General features: G+C 69.1%; 24 protein-coding genes. 11 read left to right on the top strand and 13 right to left on the bottom strand.

The genetic code is table 11. The features are described 5' to 3' along the window. The first annotated feature begins 26 nt into the window (after positions 1–26). Positions 27–1568, top strand: coding sequence for an alpha/beta hydrolase-fold protein (locus V6M45_RS04890; RefSeq protein ID WP_332654481.1), 1542 nt, complete (start codon positions 27–29; stop codon positions 1566–1568). A gap of 77 nt (positions 1569–1645) precedes the next feature. Here V6M45_RS04890 and gltA read toward each other — a convergent pair whose 3' ends face one another. Further along, a complete protein-coding gene (gene gltA / locus V6M45_RS04885) occupies positions 1646–2947 on the bottom strand; it encodes a citrate synthase (RefSeq protein ID WP_332654479.1) in 1302 nt (433 codons plus the stop codon). Between the two features lie 66 nt (positions 2948–3013). Next, positions 3014–4438, bottom strand: coding sequence for a glutamate--tRNA ligase (gene gltX / locus V6M45_RS04880; protein WP_332654478.1), 1425 nt, complete (start codon positions 4436–4438; stop codon positions 3014–3016). Between gltX and V6M45_RS04875 the strand changes: the two genes are divergently transcribed. Further along, on the top strand, positions 4437–6605 hold the full coding sequence (locus V6M45_RS04875; RefSeq protein ID WP_332654477.1) for a ComEC/Rec2 family competence protein: 2169 nt from the start codon (positions 4437–4439) through the stop codon (positions 6603–6605). The two genes, gltX and V6M45_RS04875, sit on opposite strands and share 2 nt — an antisense overlap. Here the strand turns inward: V6M45_RS04875 and lexA are convergent. The 4 genes from lexA to V6M45_RS04855 all read right to left on the bottom strand — a co-directional run bounded on the left by lexA (position 6586) and on the right by V6M45_RS04855 (position 9784). Continuing rightward, positions 6586–7275, bottom strand: coding sequence for a transcriptional repressor LexA (gene lexA, locus V6M45_RS04870; protein ID WP_332654475.1), 690 nt, complete (start codon positions 7273–7275; stop codon positions 6586–6588). The two genes, V6M45_RS04875 and lexA, sit on opposite strands and share 20 nt — an antisense overlap. A gap of 94 nt (positions 7276–7369) precedes the next feature. Then, on the bottom strand, positions 7370–8161 hold the full coding sequence (gene trpC, locus V6M45_RS04865) for an indole-3-glycerol phosphate synthase TrpC (RefSeq protein ID WP_332654473.1): 792 nt from the start codon (positions 8159–8161) through the stop codon (positions 7370–7372). Then, on the bottom strand, positions 8158–9192 hold the full coding sequence (gene trpD / locus V6M45_RS04860) for an anthranilate phosphoribosyltransferase (RefSeq protein WP_332654471.1): 1035 nt from the start codon (positions 9190–9192) through the stop codon (positions 8158–8160). Before trpD ends, trpC begins: the two co-directional genes overlap by 4 nt. A gap of 1 nt (position 9193) precedes the next feature. Further along, entirely contained in the window at positions 9194–9784 is a 591-nt protein-coding gene (locus tag V6M45_RS04855) for an anthranilate synthase component II (protein ID WP_332654469.1), read from the bottom strand. 105 nt (positions 9785–9889) lie between these two features. On the opposite strand from V6M45_RS04855, the gene V6M45_RS04850 reads away from it, so the two are divergent. Then, positions 9890–10084, top strand: a complete 195-nt coding sequence (locus V6M45_RS04850; protein WP_332654467.1) for a peptidoglycan-binding protein — start codon at positions 9890–9892, stop codon at positions 10082–10084. On the opposite strand, the gene trpE is transcribed toward V6M45_RS04850, so the two are convergent. Next, positions 10060–11574, bottom strand: coding sequence for an anthranilate synthase component I (trpE, locus tag V6M45_RS04845; RefSeq protein WP_332654465.1), 1515 nt, complete (start codon positions 11572–11574; stop codon positions 10060–10062). The genes V6M45_RS04850 and trpE overlap by 25 nt on opposite strands. Then, a complete protein-coding gene (locus V6M45_RS04840) occupies positions 11571–13478 on the bottom strand; it encodes a peptidylprolyl isomerase (RefSeq protein ID WP_332654463.1) in 1908 nt (635 codons plus the stop codon). The genes trpE and V6M45_RS04840 overlap by 4 nt, the downstream gene beginning before the upstream one ends. A gap of 143 nt (positions 13479–13621) precedes the next feature. Between V6M45_RS04840 and tpiA the strand changes: the two genes are divergently transcribed. From tpiA to V6M45_RS04825, 3 genes are all read left to right on the top strand, one after another. Beyond that, positions 13622–14371: a triose-phosphate isomerase gene (gene tpiA / locus V6M45_RS04835; RefSeq protein WP_332654461.1), complete on the top strand. Its 750-nt coding sequence runs from the start codon at positions 13622–13624 to the stop codon at positions 14369–14371. A gap of 91 nt (positions 14372–14462) precedes the next feature. Beyond that, positions 14463–14888 carry a preprotein translocase subunit SecG gene (gene secG / locus V6M45_RS04830; protein ID WP_332654459.1) on the top strand — a complete coding sequence of 142 codons (426 nt, stop codon included), beginning with the start codon at positions 14463–14465 and terminating at the stop codon, positions 14886–14888. An 89-nt stretch (positions 14889–14977) separates the two neighbouring features. Next, positions 14978–16630 carry a CTP synthase gene (locus tag V6M45_RS04825; protein WP_332654457.1) on the top strand — a complete coding sequence of 551 codons (1653 nt, stop codon included), beginning with the start codon at positions 14978–14980 and terminating at the stop codon, positions 16628–16630. Positions 16631–16855: 225 nt separating this feature from the next. Here the strand turns inward: V6M45_RS04825 and V6M45_RS04820 are convergent, their stop codons facing one another. The 5 genes from V6M45_RS04820 to V6M45_RS04800 form a co-directional block, all read right to left on the bottom strand. Beyond that, positions 16856–17431 (bottom strand): fasciclin domain-containing protein, encoded by a 576-nt coding sequence (locus V6M45_RS04820; RefSeq protein ID WP_332654456.1) that lies wholly within the window; start codon positions 17429–17431, stop codon positions 16856–16858. A gap of 22 nt (positions 17432–17453) precedes the next feature. Continuing rightward, positions 17454–18398, bottom strand: coding sequence for a hypothetical protein (locus V6M45_RS04815; protein WP_332654454.1), 945 nt, complete (start codon positions 18396–18398; stop codon positions 17454–17456). 64 nt (positions 18399–18462) lie between these two features. Beyond that, on the bottom strand, positions 18463–19035 hold the full coding sequence (locus tag V6M45_RS04810) for an NAD(P)H-dependent oxidoreductase (protein WP_332654452.1): 573 nt from the start codon (positions 19033–19035) through the stop codon (positions 18463–18465). Between the two features lie 3 nt (positions 19036–19038). Next, positions 19039–19407 carry a hypothetical protein gene (locus V6M45_RS04805; RefSeq protein WP_332654450.1) on the bottom strand — a complete coding sequence of 123 codons (369 nt, stop codon included), beginning with the start codon at positions 19405–19407 and terminating at the stop codon, positions 19039–19041. A 16-nt stretch (positions 19408–19423) separates the two neighbouring features. After that, positions 19424–20254, bottom strand: coding sequence for a universal stress protein (locus V6M45_RS04800; RefSeq protein ID WP_332654448.1), 831 nt, complete (start codon positions 20252–20254; stop codon positions 19424–19426). Positions 20255–20370: 116 nt separating this feature from the next. On the opposite strand from V6M45_RS04800, the gene V6M45_RS04795 reads away from it, so the two are divergent. The 5 genes from V6M45_RS04795 to V6M45_RS04775 all read left to right on the top strand — a co-directional run bounded on the left by V6M45_RS04795 (position 20371) and on the right by V6M45_RS04775 (position 24463). After that, positions 20371–20742 (top strand): c-type cytochrome, encoded by a 372-nt coding sequence (locus V6M45_RS04795; protein WP_332654446.1) that lies wholly within the window; start codon positions 20371–20373, stop codon positions 20740–20742. After that, the gene (locus V6M45_RS04790) at positions 20739–21248 is read left to right on the top strand and encodes a pyridoxamine 5'-phosphate oxidase family protein (protein WP_332654445.1); all 510 of its coding nucleotides are present in this window, start codon (positions 20739–20741) and stop codon (positions 21246–21248) included. Before V6M45_RS04795 ends, V6M45_RS04790 begins: the two co-directional genes overlap by 4 nt. Before the next feature lie 72 nt (positions 21249–21320). Beyond that, on the top strand, positions 21321–22184 hold the full coding sequence (locus tag V6M45_RS04785; RefSeq protein WP_332654444.1) for a universal stress protein: 864 nt from the start codon (positions 21321–21323) through the stop codon (positions 22182–22184). A 12-nt stretch (positions 22185–22196) separates the two neighbouring features. Further along, positions 22197–22850 (top strand): LysE family translocator, encoded by a 654-nt coding sequence (locus V6M45_RS04780; protein ID WP_332654508.1) that lies wholly within the window; start codon positions 22197–22199, stop codon positions 22848–22850. Then, positions 22847–24463 carry an MBL fold metallo-hydrolase gene (locus V6M45_RS04775; protein WP_332654443.1) on the top strand — a complete coding sequence of 539 codons (1617 nt, stop codon included), beginning with the start codon at positions 22847–22849 and terminating at the stop codon, positions 24461–24463. Before V6M45_RS04780 ends, V6M45_RS04775 begins: the two co-directional genes overlap by 4 nt. The last annotated feature ends 42 nt before the right edge of the window (positions 24464–24505 follow it).

Below are 24505 nucleotides of genomic sequence, written 5' to 3'. Positions count from 1 at the left end.
GCTTGCCGTCCGAACGGAGCTTCACCATGGTTCGCCGCCTTCTCACCAGCGTCGCCCTGGGCCTCGCGCTCACTTCGCCGGCCTGGGCGCAAGAGGCCCGATCCAGGGTGGAGATCGAGGCCTTGGATGCGACAGGCCCCGGTCGTCTGCTGCTTTTCGCCGAGCGGGCGGGTGCGCCGGGCGCCGAAGCGCCGCAGGCGGTTTCCGCTGACCCGTTCTTCAAGAAGGACAACTTCGTGGCCGCGCGCGAAATCCCTGGCCTGTCCGCGGGCGCGCGGACCGGCGTGGACGGAGACGACCTGGCCTATCCGGGCTCGATGGCCGATCTCGCCCCCGGCGACTACTGGGTGCAGGCCGTGCTCGATCGCGATCACAACTACGCCTACCGGGGCGGTCCGGACGGAGGCGACCTGATTTCGCCTGTGACCCGGATCAGCCTGCCCGGGACCGGTGACACGCCGATCCTGCGCCTGTCTGAAACCGTGCCGGAATACGGTCTGTGGGAGTCGGCGCGCGGGCCCATCATGAGCGCTGAGGATCGCGCGATCGTCGACGCCCGGATCAAGCCATTCGAGTTCATCAGCCCTGCTCTGAGCGCCTTCCAGGGGCGGCCTGTGACGATGCGGGGGCTGGTCGTCACTCCCGAAGCCTATGACGGCGGGGACGAGCGGTATCCGGTCGTCTACTTCACCCACGGGTTCACGGCAGGAATGACGTCGTTGAGCGACTCGGCGGTCGGCATCCTGACCGCAACCCATGCGGGGCGTCTGCCGCCGATGATCTGGGTTCTGCTGGATCAGAGCGGCCCTTTCGGAACCCATGAGTTCGCCGACAGCGTCAACAACGGGCCGTGGGAGACGGCGCTGACCCGCGAGTTGATCCCCGATCTGGAAAGCCGCTATCGGGTCGATGGAGGCCCGGCGAGCCGCTTCCTCATGGGTCATTCATCCGGCGGCTGGGCGATGCTCTGGCTGCAGGTCAACTATCCCGCGACCTTCGGCGGCGCCTGGATCAGCGCGCCCGACATCACGGACTTCACCGATTTCGAAGGCGTCGATATCACGCAGCCCGACGCCCGGGTCATATCTGAAATGGGGCGGATGGAGGCGGTTCTGGGGGACTACGGCGGCCAGGCTTCGTCCTTCGAGGCCGTGTTCTCGCCGCGCGGGGACAATGGCTTGCCGATGCCTCTTTACGACCGCCTGACCGGCGAGGTTGATCCTGCGGTGGCCCGGCACTGGCGCGAGAATTGGGACGTATCGCAATTGGTCCGTCGCCAGTGGCCGGCCCAAGGGCGCGATCTCGACGACAAGCTGCATGTCTGGGTCGGCGCGGCGGATCAGTTCGGCCTGGATCGGTCTGTGCGTCATCTGCAAACCGCTGTGGAGGCGGTCGGAGGTCGGGCCGACTTCACCTACCTGGCGGGCAAGGGGCATTTCGACCTCTATGCCGATGGGGCGGAGCGTCAGGCGCTGCGCCGTGTCATGGCCTGGCAGATGTGGCGGCGGGCGCGGCCGGACTCGCCGCTCAACGATCCCGGCCCCTTGCCGGCGGCCCCCGCTCACTGAGAAGCCGGCATAAGAAAAGGCGCCGGAGCTCTCGCCCCGGCGCCTGTCTTTCCGCGAACCTCGCTTCCGCCGAAGCCTCAGCCCCGGTTCTGGATCGGAACGAAATCGCGCTCGGTCGGGCCGGTGTAGAGCTGGCGCGGGCGGCCGATCTTCTGGGTCGGGTCGCCGATCATCTCCTGCCACTGGGCGATCCAGCCGACGGTGCGGGCCAGCGAGAACAGCACGGTGAACATCGAGGTCGGGAAGCCCATCGCCGACAGGGTGATGCCCGAATAGAAGTCGACGTTCGGGAAAAGTTTGCGCTCGATGAAATACTCGTCGTTCAGGGCGATCCGCTCCAGTTCCTTGGCGACCTGGAACAGCGGATCGTTGGGGTCGCCGACGGCCGCCAGCACCTCGTCGGCGCTTTCCTTCATCACCTTCGCGCGCGGGTCGTAGTTCTTGTAGACCCGGTGTCCGAAGCCCATCAGCTTGTATTTCTTGGCCTTCACGCCCTCGATGAATTCGGGGATGCGGTCCGGCGTGCCGATCTCCTTGAGCATGTTCAGCGCCTCTTCATTGGCGCCCCCGTGCGACGGGCCCCACAGGCAGGCGATGCCGGCGGCGATACAGGCGAACGGGTTGGCGCCCGAAGATCCGGCCAGACGGACGGTTGAGGTCGAGGCGTTCTGCTCGTGGTCGGCGTGCAGGATGAAGATGCGGTCCATCGCCCGGGCCAGAACCGGATTGACGACATACTCCTCCGCCGGAACCGCGAAACACATGCGCAGGAAATTCTCGGCGTAGCTCAGATCGTTCCTCGGCGAGATGAACGGCTGGCCGATGTGATATTTGTACGCCCGCGCCGCGATCGTCGGCATCTTGGCGATCAGGCGGATCGCCGAAATGTTCCGCTGCACCGGATCATGAATGTCCAGGCTGTCATGGTAGAAGGCCGACAGCGCCCCCACCGTCCCGACCATGATCGCCATCGGGTGGGCGTCGCGGCGGAAGCCCTCGAAGAAGCGGTCGAACTGCGAGTGCAACATGGTGTGCATGGTGATGTTGCGCTCGAAGGCCTCGTACTGGGAGGCGGTCGGCAGCTCGCCGTGCAGCAGCAGGTGGCAGACCTCGACGAAATTGGACTTCGAGGCCAGCTGGTCGATGGGGTAGCCCCGGTGCAGCAGGACGCCCTTGTCGCCGTCGATGAAGGTCAGGGCGCTCTCGCAGGCCGCGGTCGAGGTGAAGCCGGGATCGTAGGTGAAGGCGTCAGTGGCGCCGTACAGCTTGCGGATATCGATCACATCGGGGCCGGTCGAACCCGACAGCACCGGCAATTCCACGGACTTGTCGCCGTAGGTGAGGGTTGCCGAGCCGGCGGGTTTGGCGAGTTCAGTCATTTGAGCCCCTTGGTCAGACGGCGGCCCCGCACGAGGGAGGCGGCGGGTCGTGTTTCGATGTGGAAGTCAGATAGTCTGTTGCAGCGCATCATTCAAACGCCCGAGGCTTTCTTCCCGCCCGAGCGCCGACAACGTCCGGGCGATATCGGGCGAGGTCGAGCCGCCTGTCAGGGCGGCGCGGGCCGCCGGGCCGATCTTACCGAAACCGACCCCTTCCTCTTCGGCGAAGGCCTTGAGTTCCGCTTCGAGCGCGAACACATCCCAGCTTTCGAACAGAGCCAGCCGGTCGCGCAGGCGCCCGATCCGTTCGCCTGAGTCTCCGGCCAGCGTCTCGCGGGCCTTGCCCTCGATCAGGATCGGCCGGGCCTTCAGTACGAAGGCGGTCTGGTCGGCCAGCTCCAGCGTGGTCCTGGCCCGGTCCTTCACGAACGGCATGGCTCGCGTCAGCCGCGACTCGTCGTCAGGGCCGAGGGCGTGGCCGCGGGCCAGATGCACATCGAGCGTCAGCTTGGCCAGCCTGTCGTCGTCAGCGAGGCGGATCCAGTGGGCGTTGACGTGGGCCAGCTTGTCGAAATCCAGCCGCGCCGGCGCGCGGCCCACGCCTGAGAGGTCGAACCACTCGACCGCCTGGGCGTCAGAGAACAGCTCGTCGTCGCCATGGGCCCAGCCGAGGCGGGTCAGGTAGTTGCGCATCGCCTCGGGCAGGTAGCCCATCTCGGCGTATTCATGCACCGCCTGGGCTCCATGCCGCTTGGACAGCTTGGCGCCGTCCGGGCCGTGGATCAGCGGGATGTGGGCGAAGGTCGGCCGGGTCCAGCCGAGGGCGTCGTAGATCAGGCTCTGGCGCGCGGCGTTGTTCAGGTGATCGTCGCCCCGGATCACATGGGTTACGCCCATGTCGTGGTCGTCGACCACGACCGCGAGGTTGTAGGTCGGCGCCCCGTCCGACCGCAGGATGACCAGATCGTCCAGCGACGCCGAGTCCCAACGCACCGGGCCCTGCACGGCGTCCTCGACGACGACGGGAGCGTCGGCGGGACGGCGGAAGCGCACCGTGTGCGGTTTCGCCAGGTCGTCGACCGTCGGACTGCGGTCGCGCCATGGCGACTCGAAGGTCCGGCCCTCGGCCTTGGCGGCGTCGCGCAGGGCGCCCGTCTCCTCGGCGGTCAGGAAGTCGCGATAGGCGTGACCTGTCTCCAGCAGGATGTTCGCCACCTCCCGATGTCGGTCCGCCCTCGAAAACTGGAACACCGGTTCCTCGTCCGCGAACAGGCCGAGCCAGCTGAGGCCGTCAAAGATGGCCTTGACCGCAGCCTCGGTGGATCGCTCCCGGTCGGTGTCCTCGACGCGAACAAGGAACTTCCCGTTGCGTCCCTTGGCGTAGAGGTAGTTGAATAACGCCGTTCTGGCGCCGCCGATGTGCAGGTAGCCGGTCGGCGAGGGGGCGAAGCGGGTGACGACTTCGGGCGCGGATGTGGATGGGGAGGTCATGGCGGGCGTTATACCGTCCGCCTCGCTGCTGCACAGGGGGCGCGGGCGTCTCTCCGGCTTTCTGCGGGCCCAGCTGGACCGGCAGACGCTGCGGTGGCGGCTGTGGGCGCCGGTGGCCTTGGGCGGCGGCTGCGCCGTCTACTTCTCGCTCAAGGTCGAGCCGCCGACCTGGCCGCTGCTTGTCGCCGCCCTGTTGACCGCCTCCCTCTGGCTGGGCGCACGGCGGCTCAGTCTGGGGCGGGGCTGGACCCTGCCGTTGATGCTGCTGGCCTGCTTCGCCCTCGGCCTCGCCGTGGCCAGGTTGCGCACCGATGCGGTCACAGCGCCGATCGCTCCTGCGATGGCCGAACCCACCGTGGTGGAGGGATGGGTCGTCGACGTCGACAGCCCCGGCGCCGCGGGACCACGCGTCGTCATCGCCCCGGTTCGGATCCGCGGGCTGGCTGCCGAAGACACGCCGGTGCGCCTGCGGGCCACGGTGCGGGGTGTCGCGCCGGAACCGGGGGAGGCGGTGCGTCTGTTCGCCATTCTCAATCCGCCTCCGGCCCCGGCCAGCCCCGGCGCCTACGACTTCGGCCGCAACGCCTTCTTTCAGGGCATGGGCGGAGTGGCCTTCGGGCTTGGGGAGACGCGGCCCGCCTATCTACCGATCCCGCCCTGGCGGCTGCGCGCGGCAATGTGGGTCAACGGCGTCCGCTACGCCCTCGCCAGACGCATCGTGGCGCGGCAGGGCGAGCGGGCGGGCGGCGTCGCCGCGGCCATGACCACTGGCCACGAGGCCTGGCTCGATCCCGACGAGGTCGATGTGATGCGGGACTCCGGCCTCGCCCACATCCTGTCGATCTCGGGCCTGCACATGGCGGTCGTCGGCGGTTTCGCCTTCTTCCTGGTGCGTCTCCTTGTCGCCGCCTGGCCATGGCTCGCGCTGCGCGTGCCGGGCAAGAAGGTGGCGGCGGGAGCGGGCCTGCTTGCGGTAGGGCTCTATCTCGTCATTTCGGGGGCCCCGGCGCCGGCCGAGCGGGCCGCGATCACCGCCTCCATCGCCTTCCTCGCGATCCTGCTGGATCGGCAGGCGATCACTATGCACGCCTTGGCCGTGGCGGCCTTCGTGGTCCTGCTGCTCCAGCCCGAGGCCATCGTCACGCCGGGCTTCCAGATGTCGTTCGCCGCTACGGCGGCGCTGGTCGCCCTGGTTGAGGCCTGGCCGCGGCGGCCGCGCGAGATTTCGGCTCCATGGCCGATCCTGCTAGTCCAGCGCACCGGCGCCTGGCTCGGCGCGGCAGTCCTCGCCAGTCTGGTCGCCGGGGCGGCCACCGGGCCCTTCGCCATGCAGCATTTCAACCGCACGGCCATGTACGGTCTCGCCGCCAACCTCGCCACGGCGCCTGTTTCGGACTTCCTCATCATGCCCGCGCTGGCGCTCGGGGCGTTGCTGGAGCCGCTCGGTCTGGGCGGGCCCTTCCTGTGGCTGGCGGCGCGCGGGATCGAGCTGATGATGGCCGTCGGCGCCTGGACGGCGGGCTTGCCAGGCGCGGTGCGGACCGTGGCCAGCGCGCCGGACTTCGTTCTGCCCGTCGCCTTTCTCGGCGTGCTGTTCTGCTGCCTGTGGCGCGGGCCGCTGCGCTGGACCGGTCTGCCGTTCGCGGCTGCGGTGATGTTGTGGCCACGCGCGCCGACGCCGGACCTCTGGATCGGTGATGGCGGCACGAACGCCGCCTGGGTCGAGGCGGGGGAGGCGGTCGTCGCCCGTCCCGGCGTGCGCCAGTTCGCGGTCGATGTCTGGTCCCGGCGACGGGGCGTGACGCCGGTCGAGCGACCGCAGGAGGGTTGGACCTGCACACGCGCGTCCTGCGCGCCGGAGACAGCCGATGCGGGCCCGATCGCGCTGTGGTGGGGCAAGCGCGGGCCGTCGGCGGACCAGATGGCGGCCTTGTGTCGTGTGGCGCCGGTCGTCAGCGTGCGCGCGCCCGTTCACGACCTTCCGGCCTCATGCGACGGGCGACTGGTTCTCGACGGCGTCGACTATGCGCGCGGTGGGGCGGTCGAGCTGTGGCGGGACGGCCCGACGGCGCAGAATCGCTGGCGCGCCGTCTGGTCGGCCCGGGTGCGTGGCGACCGGCCGTGGAGCCGGATCGGCGATCCAGACGTCAGTGATAGCGGCGGATGAGCCCGACCAGCTTGCCCTGCACCTCGACCTGGTCTGGGCCGAAGATACGAGTCTCGTAGTTTCGGTTGGCGGGCTCCAGGGCGATCGAACCGCCCTTCTTCCTCAACCGCTTGAGAGTCGCTTCCTCACCCTCCACCAAGGCCACGACGATCTCGCCCGACGAGGCGGTGTCGACCGATTTGATGATGACCAGATCGCCGTTGAGGATGCCGGCCTCGATCATGGAGTCGCCCTCGATCTCCAGCAGATAGTGTTCGCCCACGCCGAGCATGGCCTCGGGCACCGGGTAGCGGGCCGTCTCGTGCTCGATGGCGGCGATCGGCGTGCCGGCGGCGATCTTGCCCATCAGCGACAGTTCGCGGGTGTCGTTGGCCGGTTCGGCGGCCATCGGCCGGCCCCCGCCCTCGATGACGTCAGGCCGGAAGGGTTGCCTCCCGCGCTGGGCCATAGTCGCCTGTTCCGGCAGCTTGACCACTTCCAGCGCCCGGGCGCGGTGCGCCAGGCGACGGATGAAGCCGCGCTCCTCCAGCGCCGTGATCAGGCGATGGATGCCCGACTTGGACGCCAGATCCAGCGCCTCCTTCATCTCGTCGAACGACGGAGACACGCCGGTCTCCTTGATCCGTTCGTGGATGAACATCAGCAGTTCGTGCTGTTTGCGCGTGAGCATGGAGACCTCTGGGCGAATCCCGTTTCGGGAACGCTAGCGGAACAAACCGCAAACGTCCACAAGGTGTTCCTGTGCTGTTCCGGTTAAGGTCCGGTTAGCGGAGCAGCGCCCGCGTAGCCGCCTCGACGTCCGCCTGTCGCATCAAGCTTTCGCCGACCAGCACCGCCTGCGCATGGGCCGCCGACACCCGCGCGACGTCGTCCGACGTGAAGATGCCGCTCTCGGCGACCAGCAGGGCGCGGACGGGGCTGAGGATGGCCAGCCGTTCGGTCACGGCCAGGTCGACTTCGAAGGTCCGCAGCGAACGGTTGTTGATCCCGACCAGATCGCCGCCCAGCTTGCAGGCCCGCGCCATCTCCGCCTCGTCATGGGTCTCGATCAGTGCGTCCATGCCGAATCTCCGGGCCTCGGCGAGCAGATCCGCGGCGAGGGCGTCGTCGATCATGGCGAGGATGATCAGGATGCAGTCGGCGCCCAAGGCCCGGCTCTCGGCCACCTGCCACGGATCGACGAGGAAATCCTTGCGCAGACAGGGCAAGGTGGTGGCGTCGCGCGCCTGTCGGAGGAAGGCGTCGTCGCCGTGGAAGCTGGGGCCGTCGGTCAGCACCGACAGGCACAAGGCCCCGCCGCGCTCGTATGCCTTCGCCAGAGCCGGGGGATCGAAGTCCTCACGAATCAGTCCCTTGGACGGGCTGGCCTTCTTGATCTCGGCGATCAGGGCCGGGCGCCCGGTCGACTCGGCGTGGCGCTCGAGCGCGGCGCGGAAGCCGCGGGGGGCCGAGGCCTGTCGCGCCCGCGCCTCGACGGCGTCCTGGGACAGGGCGGCCTTGCGCGCCGCGACGTCCTCGCGCTTGTAGGCGGCGATCCGCGCCAGCACATCGGTCACGCGGGGTCTTCCTCGATCGGGGTGTTGGTGGCCTCGACCAGCGCCGCCAGCGCCTTCGCCGCCCGGCCGTCGTCGATGACCGCCGCCGCCAGCGCCGCGCCCTCGGCCAGGTCGGCCGCCCTGTCCGCCACCACCAGCGCCGCGGCGGCGTTGAGCAGGACGATATCGCGATAGGCCCCCTTGGCGCCGCCAAGCAGCGCCCGAAGGGCGGCGGCGTTCTCCTCGGCGTCGCCGCCGCGCAGGGCGGCGATGTCGGCGCGCGGCAAGCCGGCGTCTTCGGGGCGAACGGTGAAGCGGCGCACCGTCCCGTCCTTCCACTCCGCCACCTCGGTGTCGCCCGTGGTGGTGAGCTCGTCGAGACCCTGTCCGTGCACCGTCCAGGCGCGCTCGGCCCCGAGCCGCCCCAGCACCTCGGCCAGCGGCTCCAGCAGGCGCGGATCATAGACGCCCATCACCTGACGCTTGGCCGACGCGGGATTCGAAAGCGGGCCCAGAAGGTTGAAAACCGTGCGGAAACCGATCTCCGCACGCACCGGCCCGACGTGGCGCATGGCCCCGTGGTACGATGGGGCGAACAGGAAGGCGATGCCGGCCCGGTCCAGCGCCCGCAACTGCTGAGCCGGCGTTGCGGCCAGGTTGACCCCCAGCGCCGCCAGCACGTCGGACGAACCGGACCTCGAGCTCAGCGCGCGGTTGCCGTGTTTGGCCACCTTGAGTCCCGCGCCGGCCAGCACCAGCGCGGCCGCTGTCGAGATGTTGAACGTGTGCTGACCGTCGCCGCCGGTGCCGCAGGTGTCGATGACGTCGTACGGATGGTCCAGCGTCAGGGCGGCGTCGCGCATCGCCGTGGCGAAGGCGGCGATCTCGCCCACCGTCTCGCCGCGGATGCGCAGGGCGGTGACGGCTGCGGCGACCTGGGCCGGCGTCGGCTCGCCTCTCAGGCAGGCGGCGAAGAAGGCGTGCGCTTCCGCGTCCGACAGCACCTGGCCGTCGACCAGCTTGGCCAGCAGGGGCTTGAAACCGTCCGCCACCTCAGACCATCGCCGTGCGTTTGACGTTTGCGAGATCAAGGAAGTTGGCCAGCAGGGCGTGGCCGTGTTCGGTGGCGATCGACTCGGGGTGGAACTGCACGCCGTGGATTGGTCGCGTCTTGTGAGCCAGCCCCATGATCTCGCCGTCGGCGGTCCAGGCGGTCACCTCCAGCACGTCCGGCAGCGTCTCGCGCTTCACCGCCAGCGAATGGTAGCGCGTCGCCGTGAACGGGGAGGGCAGGCCGGCGAAGACGCTCCTGCCCTCGTGCTCGATCGGCGAGGTCTTGCCGTGCATAAGGCTCTTCGCCCGGATCACGTCGCCGCCGAACGCCTGGCCCATGGCCTGATGACCGAGGCAGACACCGAAGATCGGCATGTCCAACGGCGCTGTATCGATCAGGGCGAGGCAGATGCCGGCCTCGTTGGGGGTGCACGGCCCCGGCGACAGGAGCAGCGCCTCGGGCTTCAGGGCGAGGGCGTCTGCCGCCGTCAGGTCGTCGTTGCGCACCACGCGCGTCTCGGCCCCCAGTTCCGCGAGGTAGTGGACCAGGTTCCAGGTGAAGCTGTCGTAGTTGTCGACCACGAGGATCATGCCCCGGCTTCTAGGCGGTGCGCGAGGCCGCGCCAAGCCGGTGCGACCGTAAGTGTTTCGTTAACCACGATCGGGCGAACTGGGGTCTCCAGCGGAGGGGCTCGCATGGCCGACACCACGATCGACAGGGCGCGCGCCTTGCTTGCGCCGCCGGCCCGGCGCAGCAGCCCGTGGACGGTCTTCGCCGCGGCATCGCTGGCCGCGATGGCCGCAGTGCTGATGGCGGGCGTGATGGTGCTCGGGCCGGGCGTCCGGTTCGAGGAGCCGCCCGTGGCTCAGCCCCTGTTCCCGAACGGGTAGCGCCAGGCGTCCTCGGCAGCGCCGATCGGGGCGTGCGCCTTGGCCTGGGTCTCGGCGTATTCAGCGGCCGGATCGCTGTCCGCGACCACCCCCGCGCCGGCCTGCACATGGATCTTGCCATCGGCGAACAGGGCGGTCCGCAGGACGATGCAGATGTCCGCCTCGCCGCCAGCTGAAATATAGCCGACGCCGCCGCCGTAGCCGACGCCCCGCTTCACCGTTTCCAGCTCGTCGATGATCTCCATCGCCCGCACCTTTGGCGCCCCGGAAAGGGTTCCGGCGGGCAAGGCGGCCAGCAGGGTGTCGACGGCGTCCAGGCTGGGGTTCGCCTGCCCCTGCACGTCGGAAACGATATGCATGACAGAGCTGTAGCGCTCGACCTTGAAGCTCTCTGTCACCTCGACCGTGCCCGGGGCGGCGACCCGGCCGACGTCGTTTCGGCCCAGATCCAGCAGCATCAGATGCTCGGCCCGTTCCTTGGGATCGGCCAGCAGTTCGGCCTCCAGCGCACGGTCCTGCTCGGGCGTCTCGCCGCGCGGCCGCGTGCCGGCCAGCGGACGGATGGTCACCCGGCCGTCCTTCAGCCGCACCAGAATCTCCGGGCTCGATCCGGCCAGCTGGAAATCGCCGAAGTCGAGGAAGAACAGATAGGGCGATGGATTGCGCCGCCGCAGCGAGCGGTAGAAGGCGAACGGATCGCCCATCCACGGCGCGGCGAAGCGGTGGCTCAGCACCACCTGGAAGATATCGCCGGCGGCGATGTAGTCCTTGGCCCGGGCCACCATGTCGCCGAAGGCCGCCTCGTCGACCGGCGAACGGAACGGCGGCGCGGCGGCCGGAACCGGGGCGGGCATGGCTGGAAGGGGCGCGCGCAGCTCGGCTTCGAAGGCGTCCAGCCGCGCCACGGTGGCTTCGAACGCGGCCTCGGCCGACAGGCCGCTGTCGGGGAAGGCGGCCGAGACCAGCACGATCTCGTGCTTCACCGAATCGAAGATGGCCACCAGCGCCGGCCGGGTCAGGACGGCGTCGGGCAGGTCCAGCGGGTCGGGATTAGGCGGGCCGAGCGGCTCGAGCAGCCGCACCATGTCATAACCAAATACGCCGAACAGGCCCGCCGCCATAGGCGGCAAATCTGCGGGCAATTCGAGGCGGGACGCCGCGATCAGGCGGCGGAGCGACGCCAGCGGATCGCCAGGTTCGGCTTCGTAGGCCCCCGCGGCGATCGCCTCACCCCGCGCCAGTTCCGCCCGCCCGTCCCGGCAGCGCCAGACCGCGTCCGGCTCCCGGGTGATGATCGAATAGCGGCCGTTGACCGCGCCGCCCTCGACTGATTCCAGCAGGAAGGCATGGGTGCGGCCATGCCCGACCTTCAGGAAGGCCGAGACGGGGGTCTCGAGGTCGTCGACCAGACGCCGGACCACCACCTGCGGCCGTCCATCGGCCCAGCCGCCGGTGAAACCGGCCGGAGGCGGCCCGCCGGCTGGGGTCATCGACCCGCGGGCGGCGTGGGCGTCGCGGTGACGCCCAGCGCCTGGCGGGCCAGATCTTCGTCGTACCTGGCCTTCATCCGCTCCGCGGCGGCGGCCACGGCGGCGGCGAACAGCGGATCGCCGCTGGCGGCGCCGAGGCGGGCGCGCCACTGCTGCGCCTCATCGACCACCACGGCGGCGGTCGGGGCCGAGACGCGGTCGACCCGGCCGATGGCGAGGCTGTTTTCGGACTGGGGCTGGGCGAAAATCTGCCCCGCCTTGCCGTTGAACAGGCCCGACATCACGCCCTGGCCGAGGCGGCCGAGGGTGTCCTGATCCTGCTTGACCCCGGAACCGGTGACAACGGTCGCGCCGACCGAAGCCGCCACGGCCGCGATATTCTCGCCGGCCCGAAGCCGCGTCGCCAGGGCGTCGGAGCGGGCCGACAACAGGCGGAAATTCTCGCGGGCGATCCAGGCGGGGACGATCATGTCGCGCACCTCGGCCAGCGGCGGCATGGCGGCGGGGACGACCTCGTCGACGCGGACCACATAGTAGTCGCCGTCGCCGAGCGCCGTCGGTTCACTGGCGCGCCCCTTGGACAGGGACCACATCGTCTCAAGCACCTTGACCGGGACGTTCAGCTGCTGGCGCTGGCGGTTGCGGCCCTCGCGGGTCACGGCCGGGATGGGGACCATCCGGGCGCCGACCTGACGGGCGGCGTCATCGACGCTCTTGCCCTCGCGGCGCGCGGCGTCGAAGGCCTCGACCCGGCGTGCGATGGCGCCGCGCGCTTCCTGGCCGCGCAGCTCCTCGACGATTTCCGGTCGGGCGTCCTCCAGCGTCACCTCGCGCCCCGGGGCGATGGCGCTGACCCGGGCGACGACAAAGCCTACGCGAGCCTGCACCGGGGCCGACACCTCGTCGACGCCCAGGCCGAACACGGCGGCGGCCACGGCGGGATCGGCCACCGCGCTGCGCGGCGCCTCGTTGTAGTTCGCCGGCTGCAGGTCATTGGCCTGGCCGACGGCTTCCGGCGTCTGGCCAGCCCGCAAGGCGGCGGCGATGCGATCGGCGGCGGCGCGGGTCGAGGCCGTCAGCGTAGTGAAGGTGCGGCGTTCCGGCAGCGACAGGCTGTCCTTGCGGAACTCGTACCGGGCCCGGATCTTCTCTTCGCTGATGGCGATGTTCTGGTCAGCCGGAGTCCGGAAGATCACCAGCATGCCCGAGCGGAGCTCGGGCATGCGCAGTTCGGCGGCGTTCTGGCTCATGAACGACGTCAGTTGGGCGTCGGTCGGGGTCGGCGCAGTGCCCGCCATCTGCTGGGTCAGGATGAACCAGCGACCGTCGCGCGTCTGCTGATTCACATTGGCGTAGAGGGCGCCATAGACCCGCGGCAGGCGCATCCCGGCGACGAGCGCCGAACCGAAGTGGGCGCGGGCGTAGTCGTTCCGGATTTCGCGCTCCAGGATCTCCGGAGTCATTTTGGCCTCGCCCAGCTTGGTCGCGTAGAGGCTCTCGCTGAACTGGTTGGTGACCGGATCGAAGAAGGCCGGGAAGGAGCGGATCTGACGCAGGATCAGCTCATTGCCGGGCCGGATGCCCGCCTTCCAGGTCCAGGCGAAGAAGCCCAGTTCATCGGCGCGCCCTTTCAGGATCGCGGCCAGAGGGGCCTGGGCGAGCAGTTCTTCGTAGGTGATGGCGCGTTGCTGTTCCGTCTGGATCTGTTCGAGACGGCGATCCATCTCGGCGCGGAATTCGACCGGGCTCAAGCTGCGGTCTCCGGCAGAGACGACCTTCGGCGCCTGCAGGCTGCCCAGCAGGTCCGTCTGCGTGCCGCCGGTGACCAGCAACCCGATGGCGGTGAGCACCAGCAGGCCGATCGCCCACTTCGACTTCGCGAAATTGCGGAACATGGAGATCATGGGAAGCGGTCCTGGGCGGATGGCGGCGACAATAGTCGCTTCGGCCTATAGGGGGTGACGGGCCGACACGGCAAGACAATGGCGACGCAACGGGCTGACACAGACGTCTTGGCTTGGCGAAAAGCTCCGCCTAGAGAAGCCGGATGAAACAATCCGTGAAGCTGATCGCCGGCAATTGGAAGATGAACGGTCTGGGCGCGAGCCTGGCGGAGGTCGCGTCCTTGCGCGGGACTCTCGAGGCGCAGACGGCCGCCTGCCGCGTCGCCCTGTGTCCGCCCGCCACGCTCGTCGAGCGCATGGCCGCGGCCGTGAAGGGAAGCGTCATTGAGGTCGGCGGGCAGGACTGCCGGGCCGAGACCCACGGCGCCTTCACCGGCGGCGTGTCGGCAGGGATGCTGAAGGACGCCGGGGCCACCCTCGTCATCGTCGGTCACTCCGAACGGCGACAGGAATTCAGCGAGACCGATCGCCTCGTCGCCGCCAAGGCGGAGGCGGCGGTGGCCGCTGGTCTTTCGCCCATTGTCTGCGTGGGGGAGACTCTTGAGCAGCGCGAGGCGGGCAGGGCGGTCGAGGTCGTTCGCGATCAGGTCATCAACTCCCTGCCGCAGGCCGTTCTCACCGGCGATTTCGCCGTGGCCTATGAGCCGGTCTGGGCCATCGGCACCGGCCTGACGCCGACGCTCGAGCAGATCGAGGAGGTCCATCGCGCCGTCCGGGCCGCCATGATCGAGCGTCTCGGTCTGGGCAGCTCCGCCGCGCCGATCCTCTACGGCGGCTCGGTCAAGCCGGACAACGCGCGTGACATCCTGGCCGTGCCTGAGGTCGGCGGCGCACTCGTCGGTGGCGCCTCGCTGAAGGCGGCCGACTTCTTGCCGATCATCCGCGCCGCGTAAGGCTCTCCGGCCCCCGTTTGCTCCCGCCCCGCATCAATGATAGACGCCGCCGCTTGATCGGCGCGGCTTCGCGCCACACATATCGGCCGCCATGCTCCAGACCATTCTCCTCGTCGTCATGATCCTCATCTCGGTTGCGCTCGCGGGCGTGATCCTGCTTCAGCGCTCCGAAGGCGGCGCGCTGGGCATGGGCGGCGGTCCGTCGGGCTTCATGACCGCCCGGGGCGCCGGCAACCTGCTGACGGTGACGACCTGGTGGCTGGCGGTGGCCTTCTTCGCCTGCGCCATTGGCCTGACCATCGTCGGCAACATCAACCGTTCCAATGCCTCGATCGTCGACCGCGACGCCGTCGGCGCCCTCGCCACGCCGCCGGCCGGCGCCGCAGAGACCCCGGCTCCCTCCGCCCCGGTCCCGGCTCCGGCGCAACCGGCCGGCCCGTCGCTGGACGATTTCCTCGGTTCGGCCCCCGCGGCCCAGCCCGCTCCGGCCCAGCCGGCGCCCGCACCGGCGCAATAAGGATGGGCGGGGACCTTATCCCCGCCTTCCGCTCCCGCCCTCATAGTCTCCGCAGTACGCCGCTCGAATCAGCGGTAGAGTGATCTCCCATGGCCCGTTACGTGTTCATCACCGGCGGCGTGGTTTCCTCATTGGGAAAAGGCCTCGCCTCCGCCGCTCTCGGCGCGCTCCTGCAAGCGCGCGGCTACAAGGTGCGTCTGCGCAAGCTTGACCCCTATCTGAACGTCGATCCGGGCACGATGAGCCCGTATCAGCACGGCGAGGTCTTCGTCACCGACGACGGGGCCGAGACCGACCTCGACCTCGGTCACTACGAGCGCTTCACCGGCGTCTCGGCGGCGAAGTCCGACAACATCACCACCGGCCGCATCTATTCCACCATCCTCGAGAAGGAGCGGCGAGGGGACTATCTGGGCGCGACGGTGCAGGTGATCCCGCACGTCACCGACCAGATTAAACAGTTCTGCCTGACGCCCGCCCTGACGGACGATGGCGACGACGTGGACTTCGTGCTGGTCGAGATCGGCGGCACCGTCGGCGACATCGAGGGCCTGCCCTTCTTCGAGGCCATCCGCCAGCTGGGCCAGGACCTGCCGCGCGGCCAGTCCTGCTTCGTGCACCTGACCCTGCTGCCCTTCATCAAGACCGCCGGCGAGATGAAGACCAAGCCGACCCAGCACTCGGTCAAGGAACTACGCTCGATCGGCATCCAGCCCGATATCCTGCTGTGCCGTTGCGAATACCCGATCCCGCCAGAGGAAAAACGCAAGATCGGCCTGTTCTGCAACGTGCGCGAAAGCGGCGTCATCCAGGCCATGGACTCGGCCGACATCTACGCCGTGCCGCTGGACTATCACCAGGAAGGCCTAGACGCTGAGGTGCTGGCCCATTTCGGCATCACCGACGCCCCCGCTCCCGACCTGTCGCGCTGGCAGGAAATCGCCCGCCGCCGCCTGCACCCGGATGGTGAAGTCACTGTCGCCGTGGTCGGCAAATACACGGTCCTCAAGGACGCCTACAAATCCCTGATCGAGGCGCTGCACCACGGCGGGGTGGCCAACAACGTCAAGGTCAACATCGACTGGGTCGAGGCCGAGACCTTCGAGGGCGACCGCGAGGCCTGCGAGGCCCGGCTGCAGGGCGCCCACGCGGTGCTGGTCCCCGGCGGGTTCGGCGAGCGCGGCTCGGAAGGCAAGATCGAGGCGGCCCGCTTCGCCCGCGAGCGCAAGATTCCCTATTTCGGCATATGTTTCGGCATGCAGATGGCGGTGATCGAGGCGGCCCGGAATCTGGCAGGCTTCCCGAAGGCCTCCTCCACCGAGTTCGGCCCCACGTCCGAACCTGTCGTGGGTTTGATGACCGAATGGACCCAGGGCAACCAGCGCGTACTGCGCCAGCAGGGCGGCGACATGGGTGGGACCATGCGGCTGGGCGCCTATGACTCGACCCTGAAGGCCGGATCGAAGATCGCTGAAATGTACGGCTCGACCACCATCAGCGAGCGCCACCGGCACCGCTATGAGGTCAACATCAACTACCGTGAGGCCATCGAGCAGAAGGGCGGGCTGACTTTCGCCGGCCTGTCGCCCGACGGCGTCCTGCCCGAGACGGTGGAGCGCGAGGACCATCCCTGGTTCATCGGCGTCCAGTACCACCCCGAACTCAAGAGCCGCCCGTTCGCGCCGCACCCGCTGTTCGCCGGCTTCATTGAGGCCGCCGTGGTGCAGAGCCGACTGGTCTAGGATTCGGCAGCCGGGTCCTGGTCCCGCGACCCAGCCGAGTTCGGCGCAAGTCCCTCGAAGGGTTTGCGGAGGCGGCAACGCACGCAGACTTGCGATCCCGGCTGGCTCCGGCTGTCGACGAACTGATGGCCTTTCCGGGCGCAGCGCAGAGCCTCAAACATCGCTACGTTCTCCAGCTCCACGGACCGCCGCGCCGGATCCTGACGCCATCGCCTGGAACCTGAGCTAGGCCGCGGGCGGCGCCGCGGGGCCGACAAGCAGGCCGTCGACCGGCTGCATGACCCCGTTGGTGGCGATCCGCTCCTCGCCGGTCAGCCGCCCGCGGGCGCCGCTCTCGGCCGCAACCATGATGGCTTCGCCGTCGCGCGAGAAGGTCAACAGGGTATTGGCCACAGTCCTCATCTGGACCTCGCCGTCAGGGTCGCCTGCGATTGCCGCGGTGATGTCCTGTCGCGTGAGCGCCCCGGGGACGATGTGGCCCCGCAGGAGGGCAGCGCTCTCGGCCCGCATGGCTTCGTCCGTGAAGTCGACCGCCGAGCCGCTCGTCGTGAAGGCGGCATCTGCCGGCGCGAACAGGGTGTAGGGGCCGACTCCGTCCAGCACGTCCCGCAGGCCGGCGTTGGTCGCGGCCCGGCCCAGCGTGCCGAAGCCATCCTCAGCCTGAAGTGTCGCCGCCAGGGTGCGGGTGGACGGCTGGGCCTGTTCGGCTGTTTTGGTCCCGACCTTGTCATCGTCCCCTCCGCACGCGGCGAGCAGGAGTACGGCGAGGGGCGTCAGCGCCCGGCGCATGAAGGTTCGCATGTCGATATCTCCGGTCGTGGATTCAGGTGAGCAGCTGGATGGCGGCCTGGACCAGCCGGGTGGTGGGGTCGACCTGATAGACGTAGCCGTCGTTGTACCGGTACTGGCTGGTCGCGCTGTCGGCATACCGGTCGCGATAGGCGTACGGCACGTTGTAGACATCGTAGCCGGCGGGCATCGGCTGCCCGACCGAGATCGGCTGGCCTGTCAGCAGGGCCACCACCTGGGTGATCGCCTGCGTTTTGGGATCGACTCCGTACAACGCACCGTTCGCGTAGCGGTAGTCGTACGGAGCGTTCAGCCTGAAATAGTCGGTGTAATACTGCGGGGCCGGCTGGTAGGCGTACTGCTGAGGCCACGTCGCGCCCGGCGCCAGAGCCCCGCCCAGAGCCGGCAGCCATCCCAGGATCGAGCCGCTCCGGTCCATCTGGTAGAGATAGCCGTCGTCGTAGCGCCAGGCCGCGTCGCGGTCGCCGCCCCAAAGGTAGTCGTGGCGGGCGCGCTCGATCTTGCGCTCCTGCCCCGGCGGCAGGCAGCCGTTGTCCCGCTTGGCGAGCCCGGGTGGGCAACCGACGATCAGACCGCGGTTGGGCTCGACCCGGAAGATCGCGGGGGCGCGATCAGAGGCAGCGGCGATAGCGGGACCCGAACGCGCGCCGGGACGATCGTCCCTCTCATCGGCGTTCCGGCCCTTGCTGCGGATCTCGGCCCCGCGCGGCGCCTCGCGCACATCGGGCGAAATCGGCCGAGAGTCACGCGCGGCGCGTTCCTGACCCCGCCCGGGGGGATTGGCGGCGCTCTGACCGCGGTTGCCAGCCCGGTCCGGCTTGTTCTCGGCCCCACGGCCGCCGCCCCTGTCCTGCGCCTGTTCACCGCCTTGTCCACGGCCCTGGTTCTGCGCCTCGGCGACGAGGGGCATTCCGATCACCAGGGCGAAAGCGGCGGCGGCGGGAAGGAACTTGTTCATGACGGGAACCTCTGTTGGAGGCTCGTCAAACGTCCCGGACGGTCTGGCGTTCCCCGGTCGGCGTTCAGCGGCCCCGGAAGCCCAGCGTCTCCACCGAGGACAGCCAAGCCTGCCGCCGCGTGGGCGTCAGGCCCTCGATGTTGCCAATCAGCGTGTCGTAGACCGGCCGGAAGCCCACAAAGGCGAGGATGTTCCTCTTCATCGCGTTCAGGCCGTGGGCGCAGAACCACAGCCGGTAGATGAGCGCCGGCATGCCCATGGTCACGATGATCCGCGCGGACCGCCCCGTCAGCCGGCCGGTCAGACTCCGGCCCGCCTTGAAGGCGAAGCCGGGCCTGAACACCTGCTCCAGAAGCGCCTTGAGCCGGGCGGGCGCCGAGCCGAGCCACAGGGGGTGGACCAGCATCAGATGCTCCGACCACGCCACCAGATCCTGCGCCTCGGTCAGGTCCGGACTGGCGTGAGGCGCCTCCCAGCCGGTCCGGTCGAGCAGGATCGGGAAGGCGAGGTCGGCGAGACGCAGCATGCGGACCTCATGTCCGCCTTCGTGCGCGCCCTTGGCGTAGGCGTCCGCCAAGGCGTGGCAGAAGCGCCCCGGATCGCCGTCCGGGTGGCCATCGATGATCCCGATCCGCATGGCTCAGAGGGCCCGAAGCTGCGCCACCCGGAACGTGTGCATCGCGCCGTCCGGAGCCTTCATGGATACGTATTCGCCCAGCATGAAACGCTCGTCGCCGAAGCGGAAGCCGGTCTGATCGTCCCCGTCGCCCGGGAAGTCGAGGATCCAGCCCTCCCGACCCGCATGGCTGAGTTGGCCGGTCGCCACCGTTTCATTCCGGTCGAACCGCCGAACCCGACAGGGCTCGGTCAGCGCCCGGGCTGCTCCGGGGTCGAGACGACCGTCGGCGTGGAGGGGGACGACCAGATCGTAGCCGCTCTCGGGATCGCCGGCCGGCTTGCCGGGCTCACGGGCGAGTTCGAGGCGGATGTGGTGCAGGGGGCTGGTCACAGGGTGAACTCCAATATCAGTGGGCCAGAAGTAGGCAGAGATCGCTCTCCGCCAGAAGGGTTCGGGTTACGCCGCCGAGCGCCCATTGGCGCAGCCGCGCGTGGCCATAGCCGCCGGCCACGATCAGCCCGGCCTTCCGTTCATGGGCGAAGTCCAGGATGGCCTGTCCCGTCGAGCGGCTGTCCCTCGGCATGATGACCGAGTCTGCACGAATCTCGTGACGGCCGAGATAGCGAACGACGTCGGCGGCGACGTCGTCGGCCTCTTCGTTCCCGTCCTCGGCGCAGAGGCTCAGCAACAGGACCCGCTCGGCCTTTCCGAGCAGGGGCAGGGCGGCGGCGATGGCCCGGCGGGCTTCGCGGCTGTCGTTCCACGCAATCACGGCGGGCCAGCCGACCGGCGAGCGCGCGGGAGCAGGGGGAACCATCAGGACAGGCCGGCCTGATCCCATCAGGACATCGGCGGGGTCCGGGGCGTGGTACGGGATCCGTTCTCCACGGCTGCCGACAATGACAAGGTCGGCGGCGCGCGCCGTTCGGGTCGCGAGGTCGGATGGAAAGCCTGCCTGCCCCCGCCATTCGGCCTCGACGCCCCGCGCCGCGGTGACCTCGCGAAATCGCGCTTCTGCCTTCTTCACATCCGTTTCGGCCATGTCGCGGTACAGGCTGAGGAGTTCGCCGGTCATCGCGCCCCCGACCATGGGGTCGAACAGCGGCGGCTGGGGAGCGCTCGCCGACAGGCCTATGAGCAGCGCATTGAAGGTCACCGCGAGGTCGCATCCGAGCTCAAGGCGGGCGTCGCTCTCGATGCCTTCTTCGACGGCGACAAGCAGGCTGGCGTAGGTCATGGGCTTTTCCTCTCGGGGCGCAGACAAGCCCGCCTCGGGAGCCCGCGCCTTGATCGGGATCAAAGTCCGTCTCCCGTGGTAGGGTGCAGGATCGGTCCGTTGCCGAGGAGGCCCGCATGATCCGACTCCCCCACGCCCTGGCGCTGCTTGCTCTTCTGGTTCCGGGCTGCGCGGCGCCTTTCGCCCAGGACGTCCCGTCCGCAACCGCCGCGGCGCCGGGTTGGCGGCTGGAGTCGATCGAACGCGGCCGGGCGATCACCGCCCGGACCTGCGCCGGTTGCCATGCCGTGGGACGCACCGACGTCAGCCCGATGCCCGACGCGCCGGCCTTCCGCGACGTGGTCCGTCAACGTCCGCTCGACGAAGTCGAGACAGCCTTCGCCGAAGGCCTGGTCACAGCTCACCCCGCCATGCCCCGGTTCGCCTTCCGCGCAGGCGAGATCGACGACCTGATGGCCTACCTCGAGTCCCTGAGGGCCGAACCGTGACCGGCGACATTCCCCCGATCCATGACCGCGCCGTAGAGGCCGTCGCCGCCCTGCTGGAACGGGAGCGACTGATGAGCGTGGCGACCAACCGTCCGGACGGCTGGCCCCAGGTCACGACTGTCGGCTATATCGCGGAGGGGCTGCGCCTCTATTTCGTTATTGCCCGGAAGAGCCAGAAATTCCGCAACCTGCAGGCGGATCCTCGCATGTCGGCCGCCGTCCGCGCGGGGCATGGCCCAGCCGGGGACGCCGTCGGGGTCAGTTTCGCCGGCCTGGCGGAGGAGGTGGTCGAGCCTGCCGCCGTGGAGCGGCTGAACCAGCAGGTCATCGCCCGGTTTCCGGATGTGCACATCTACTGCCCGGGCGACGATTCCGTGGCCGTGATGGCCTTCAGTCCGTCCATCGTCACCGCGGTCTCGGTCATCGGCGGCCGCAGCCACGCGGAGACGTTTTCGATCGGCGACCCTCCGGGGTCGACCCGGTCGCCGGAGACTGTGCTGTTCTGAGCCGGGATTGACGTCGATCAACGCAGCTTGGCCGGGAACCCTGCACTCTGGGTGTCGGAAGGAGCCATTCATATGAGTCTCAAGCACATCGTCGCCATCGCCGGGGGCGGCCCCGAAGACCTTCAGACCTTGAGTTTCGCCGCCTGGCTGGCCGCCCAGCACGACTCCACCGTGGACATCCTGCCCGCCTATCCGGACACGGCCATCGACATGGTCACCCTGGGCATGACGCTCGGCGCGACGCTCTCGCACGAGGCCATCGAAGAACTGGCGGCGGCGGACCGCGAGTTGCACCATCGGATCGAAGCCGTGGCGCGCCAGACCGCCGGGGCGGCCGATGTGGTGTTCGGCCCTGGCGAGGGCGCGCCCCGGATGGCGCTGATGGAGCGCGGGCTCCGTCCCTCCCTGTCCCTGGCCCGCGCGGTCACCCTGTCGGACCTGGTCGTCATCGGCCAGGGCTATACGACGGGCGCGGGCCGCGACGGCGAACTGCTGGGTCAGACGCTGCTTCACCATCGCGCCCCCACCCTGATCGCCCGGGGTGATCCCGATTCCCTCTCTGGCCCGGCGGCCATCGCCTGGGACGGCAGCGCCCAGGCGGGCCGGGCGGTCCGAAGCGCGCTTCCCTTGCTGGCCATGGCCTCTGGCATCTACATCCTCCAGTGTGTGGAAGGCCTCGACCGTGTCACGACCGATCCCGACATCACCCACTTGAACGCCTATCTGAAGGCTCACGGCGTCGGGGCAGGGGTCACGGTCCTGCTGGAGGGTCCGGATGAGGGCGCCGCCCTGATGGCGGGGGCGGCGTCTCACGGCGCCGGTCTGCTGGTCGCCGGCGCCTACGGCCATTCCCGGCTGAGGGAAGTCGTGTTCGGCGGGGCCACCCGCACCTTCCTGCACGACGCCGCCGGGCCCAGCCTGTTGCTGGCCAACTGATCCGTGTCCGGCATGCTGTCGCCGGGCCTGCCGATCGACCCGACCGTTCTCCCGGCCTTTGTGCTGGCGATGGTGATGGTCGAACTGACCCCGGGTCCGAACATGGGCTATCTGGCCCTGGTCGCCGCACGCCAGGGCCGGGCGGCGGGACTGCTGGTCGTGGCCGGCGTCACCCTCGGCCTGATCGCCTATCTGACTGTGGCGCTCTACGGGCTCACCGAGACTCCGCTCCGCTCTCCCGCGGTGCTCAACACCCTGCGATGGGCCGGCGCGGCCTATCTCGTCTGGCTGGCCCTGGATGGGCTCACCGGTGATTCCAGCCGCGTCTCGATTCCGCTCGACCGACGCTCGGCCAGCGGGCTGTTCGTCCGCGGCGTCATGGCCAATCTGCTCAATCCCAAGGCGGCTCTCTTCTATCTCGCTGTTCTCCCGGGTTTCCTGCGTCCCGAGGTCGGGCCGTTGCCCCTCCAGATCCTGATCCTCGGCGGGACCCACATCGTGATCAGCGTGTTGGTCCATACGACCATCGTCCTTGGCGCCGACGGGGCGGGCCGGCTGTTGCCGGTCGGGCGGCGACGCACCTTGACCGTCCTGCTGGCCGTCGGCCTGTTCCTCTCAGCCCTCTGGCTGGTCCTTACGCCCTTTGACGGAAGCCTGACCTCATGACTCCGATCCTGACCTTCCACGGCGCCGCGGAATGCGTCACCGGCTCCTGCATGCTGCTGGAGACCGACCAGGGCCGGTTCCTGATCGACTGCGGCATGTTCCAGGGGCCGAAGACCCTGAAGGCGTTGAACTACGAACCGTTTCCCTTCGACGCCTCGTCGATCGACGCCGTCTTCCTGACTCACGCCCACATCGACCATTCGGGCCTGCTGCCCAAGCTGGTCCGGGCCGGCTATCGGGGGCCCATTCACGCCACTCGCGGCACGCGCGACCTGTGCGAGGTCATGCTGGCCGATTCCGCCGAGATCCAGGAGAGCGAGGTCAGCCAGCTCAACCGGCGCAACGCCCGCCGCAACATCAAGGTGGTAGAGCCGATCTACACCACGGCGGACGTCGACCCGACCCTGCGCCTGTTCGAGACCGTCAAATTTCGCGAACCGTTCCAGCCGAAGCCCGGCCTCGAGGTGACCTACTGGCCCGCCGGACATCTGCTTGGCGCGGCATCGATCGAAATGAAGGTTGAGGCTGACGGGGAGGAGATTCGCCTGCTGTTTTCGGGAGATCTCGGGTCCGGTCGCCAGCCGTTCCTGCCGACACCCGACGGCCCGACGGGCGTGGACCATGTGGTGCTCGAGAGCACCTATGGCGACCGGGAACGGATCGACCCCGACCTCGACGCCCGCCGCGAGGCCCTCGCGGAGGAGCTTCGATTGGCGAAGGCGGCGGGTGGGCCGCTTCTCATGCCGACCTTCGCCGTGGGCCGGGCGCAGGAGCTGATCCTCGATCTCCTCGCGGTTATGGAGGCGTGGCCGGAGCTGGCCGGTGAAATCTTCCTCGATTCCCCGCTGGCCATCGAAGCTACTGACGTCTTCCTGCGCCGCGGCTGGAATCCGGACACGGGCGACAATCCCTATGAGTCGCTGAGGCATGCGGGCCGCCTCCATCATCTGATGCGTCCGTGGGAAAGCGATGGCCTTGAGCGGCTCAGGGACTGGCACGTCGTCCTCGCCGGCAGCGGCATGTGCGACGCCGGGCGCATTCGCCGTCATCTCAAGCGGCTGCTCTGGCGCAAGGAGACCACGGTCCTGATCACCGGCTTCCAGGCCGCAGGCACGCTTGGCCGTTTCTTGCTGGAAGGACGATCCACGATCCGGATTCAGGGAGAGGACATTCACGTCGGGGCCAGGATCCGGTCGCTCGATTCCTATTCGGGCCATGCGGACGCGACCGGTCTGGTGTCGTGGCTGGAAGCGCGCAAGCCCGTCGGGGGCCATGTGCTGCTTGATCACGGCGAGCCTGACGCCGTCTCGGTCCTGGCTGCCCGTCTCGGGGCCGCGGGCTATCGCACCCGGTCGCCCGAGATAGACCAGGCCTTCGCCTTGTCGAAAGCCGGGGTCGAACCGGTTCGGGCCGGTTCGGGCCGGATTGCGCCCGGGCAGGCGGCGCGTCCCGACTGGCACAACGACCGCGCCGCCTTCCTGGTCTCGTTGAACGAGACGCTGCAGGCGCTGCCGACCGACGTCGAAAGAACGGCCCTGCTGGAACGGCTGGCCGGGGGGCTTTCAGCGCCGGGGAGGGCGGGGCGCCCCGGTCCGGCGCCGGCGACGGATTGAGGCACATCAAGGCCGGCCGAGGACGGGCCGTGCTAGGATCAA

Origin of the sequence: Brevundimonas sp., assembly GCF_036676055.1 — a bacterium.
GTDB lineage: Bacteria > Pseudomonadota > Alphaproteobacteria > Caulobacterales > Caulobacteraceae > Brevundimonas.
This window is presented reverse-complemented; position numbering and strand designations above follow the sequence as displayed.

Excerpts from the sequence above, each read along its gene's own strand:
- V6M45_RS04890 (WP_332654481.1), top strand. The coding sequence starts at position 27 with ATGGTTCGCCGCCTTCTCACCAGCGTCGCCCTGGGCCTCGCGCTCACT.
- gltA (WP_332654479.1), bottom strand. The coding sequence starts at position 2,947 with ATGACTGAACTCGCCAAACCCGCCGGCTCGGCAACCCTCACCTACGGC.
- V6M45_RS04875 (WP_332654477.1), top strand. The coding sequence starts at position 4,437 with ATGGCGGGCGTTATACCGTCCGCCTCGCTGCTGCACAGGGGGCGCGGG.
- gltX (WP_332654478.1), bottom strand. The coding sequence starts at position 4,438 with ATGACCTCCCCATCCACATCCGCGCCCGAAGTCGTCACCCGCTTCGCC.
- lexA (WP_332654475.1), bottom strand. The coding sequence starts at position 7,275 with ATGCTCACGCGCAAACAGCACGAACTGCTGATGTTCATCCACGAACGG.
- V6M45_RS04855 (WP_332654469.1), bottom strand. The coding sequence starts at position 9,784 with ATGATCCTCGTGGTCGACAACTACGACAGCTTCACCTGGAACCTGGTC.
- V6M45_RS04850 (WP_332654467.1), top strand. The coding sequence starts at position 9,890 with ATGGCCGACACCACGATCGACAGGGCGCGCGCCTTGCTTGCGCCGCCG.
- trpE (WP_332654465.1), bottom strand. The coding sequence starts at position 11,574 with ATGACCCCAGCCGGCGGGCCGCCTCCGGCCGGTTTCACCGGCGGCTGG.
- V6M45_RS04840 (WP_332654463.1), bottom strand. The coding sequence starts at position 13,478 with ATGATCTCCATGTTCCGCAATTTCGCGAAGTCGAAGTGGGCGATCGGC.
- tpiA (WP_332654461.1), top strand. The coding sequence starts at position 13,622 with ATGAAACAATCCGTGAAGCTGATCGCCGGCAATTGGAAGATGAACGGT.
- secG (WP_332654459.1), top strand. The coding sequence starts at position 14,463 with ATGCTCCAGACCATTCTCCTCGTCGTCATGATCCTCATCTCGGTTGCG.
- V6M45_RS04825 (WP_332654457.1), top strand. The coding sequence starts at position 14,978 with ATGGCCCGTTACGTGTTCATCACCGGCGGCGTGGTTTCCTCATTGGGA.
- V6M45_RS04820 (WP_332654456.1), bottom strand. The coding sequence starts at position 17,431 with ATGCGAACCTTCATGCGCCGGGCGCTGACGCCCCTCGCCGTACTCCTG.
- V6M45_RS04815 (WP_332654454.1), bottom strand. The coding sequence starts at position 18,398 with ATGAACAAGTTCCTTCCCGCCGCCGCCGCTTTCGCCCTGGTGATCGGA.
- V6M45_RS04810 (WP_332654452.1), bottom strand. The coding sequence starts at position 19,035 with ATGCGGATCGGGATCATCGATGGCCACCCGGACGGCGATCCGGGGCGC.
- V6M45_RS04800 (WP_332654448.1), bottom strand. The coding sequence starts at position 20,254 with ATGACCTACGCCAGCCTGCTTGTCGCCGTCGAAGAAGGCATCGAGAGC.
- V6M45_RS04795 (WP_332654446.1), top strand. The coding sequence starts at position 20,371 with ATGATCCGACTCCCCCACGCCCTGGCGCTGCTTGCTCTTCTGGTTCCG.
- V6M45_RS04785 (WP_332654444.1), top strand. The coding sequence starts at position 21,321 with ATGAGTCTCAAGCACATCGTCGCCATCGCCGGGGGCGGCCCCGAAGAC.
- V6M45_RS04780 (WP_332654508.1), top strand. The coding sequence starts at position 22,197 with ATGCTGTCGCCGGGCCTGCCGATCGACCCGACCGTTCTCCCGGCCTTT.
- V6M45_RS04775 (WP_332654443.1), top strand. The coding sequence starts at position 22,847 with ATGACTCCGATCCTGACCTTCCACGGCGCCGCGGAATGCGTCACCGGC.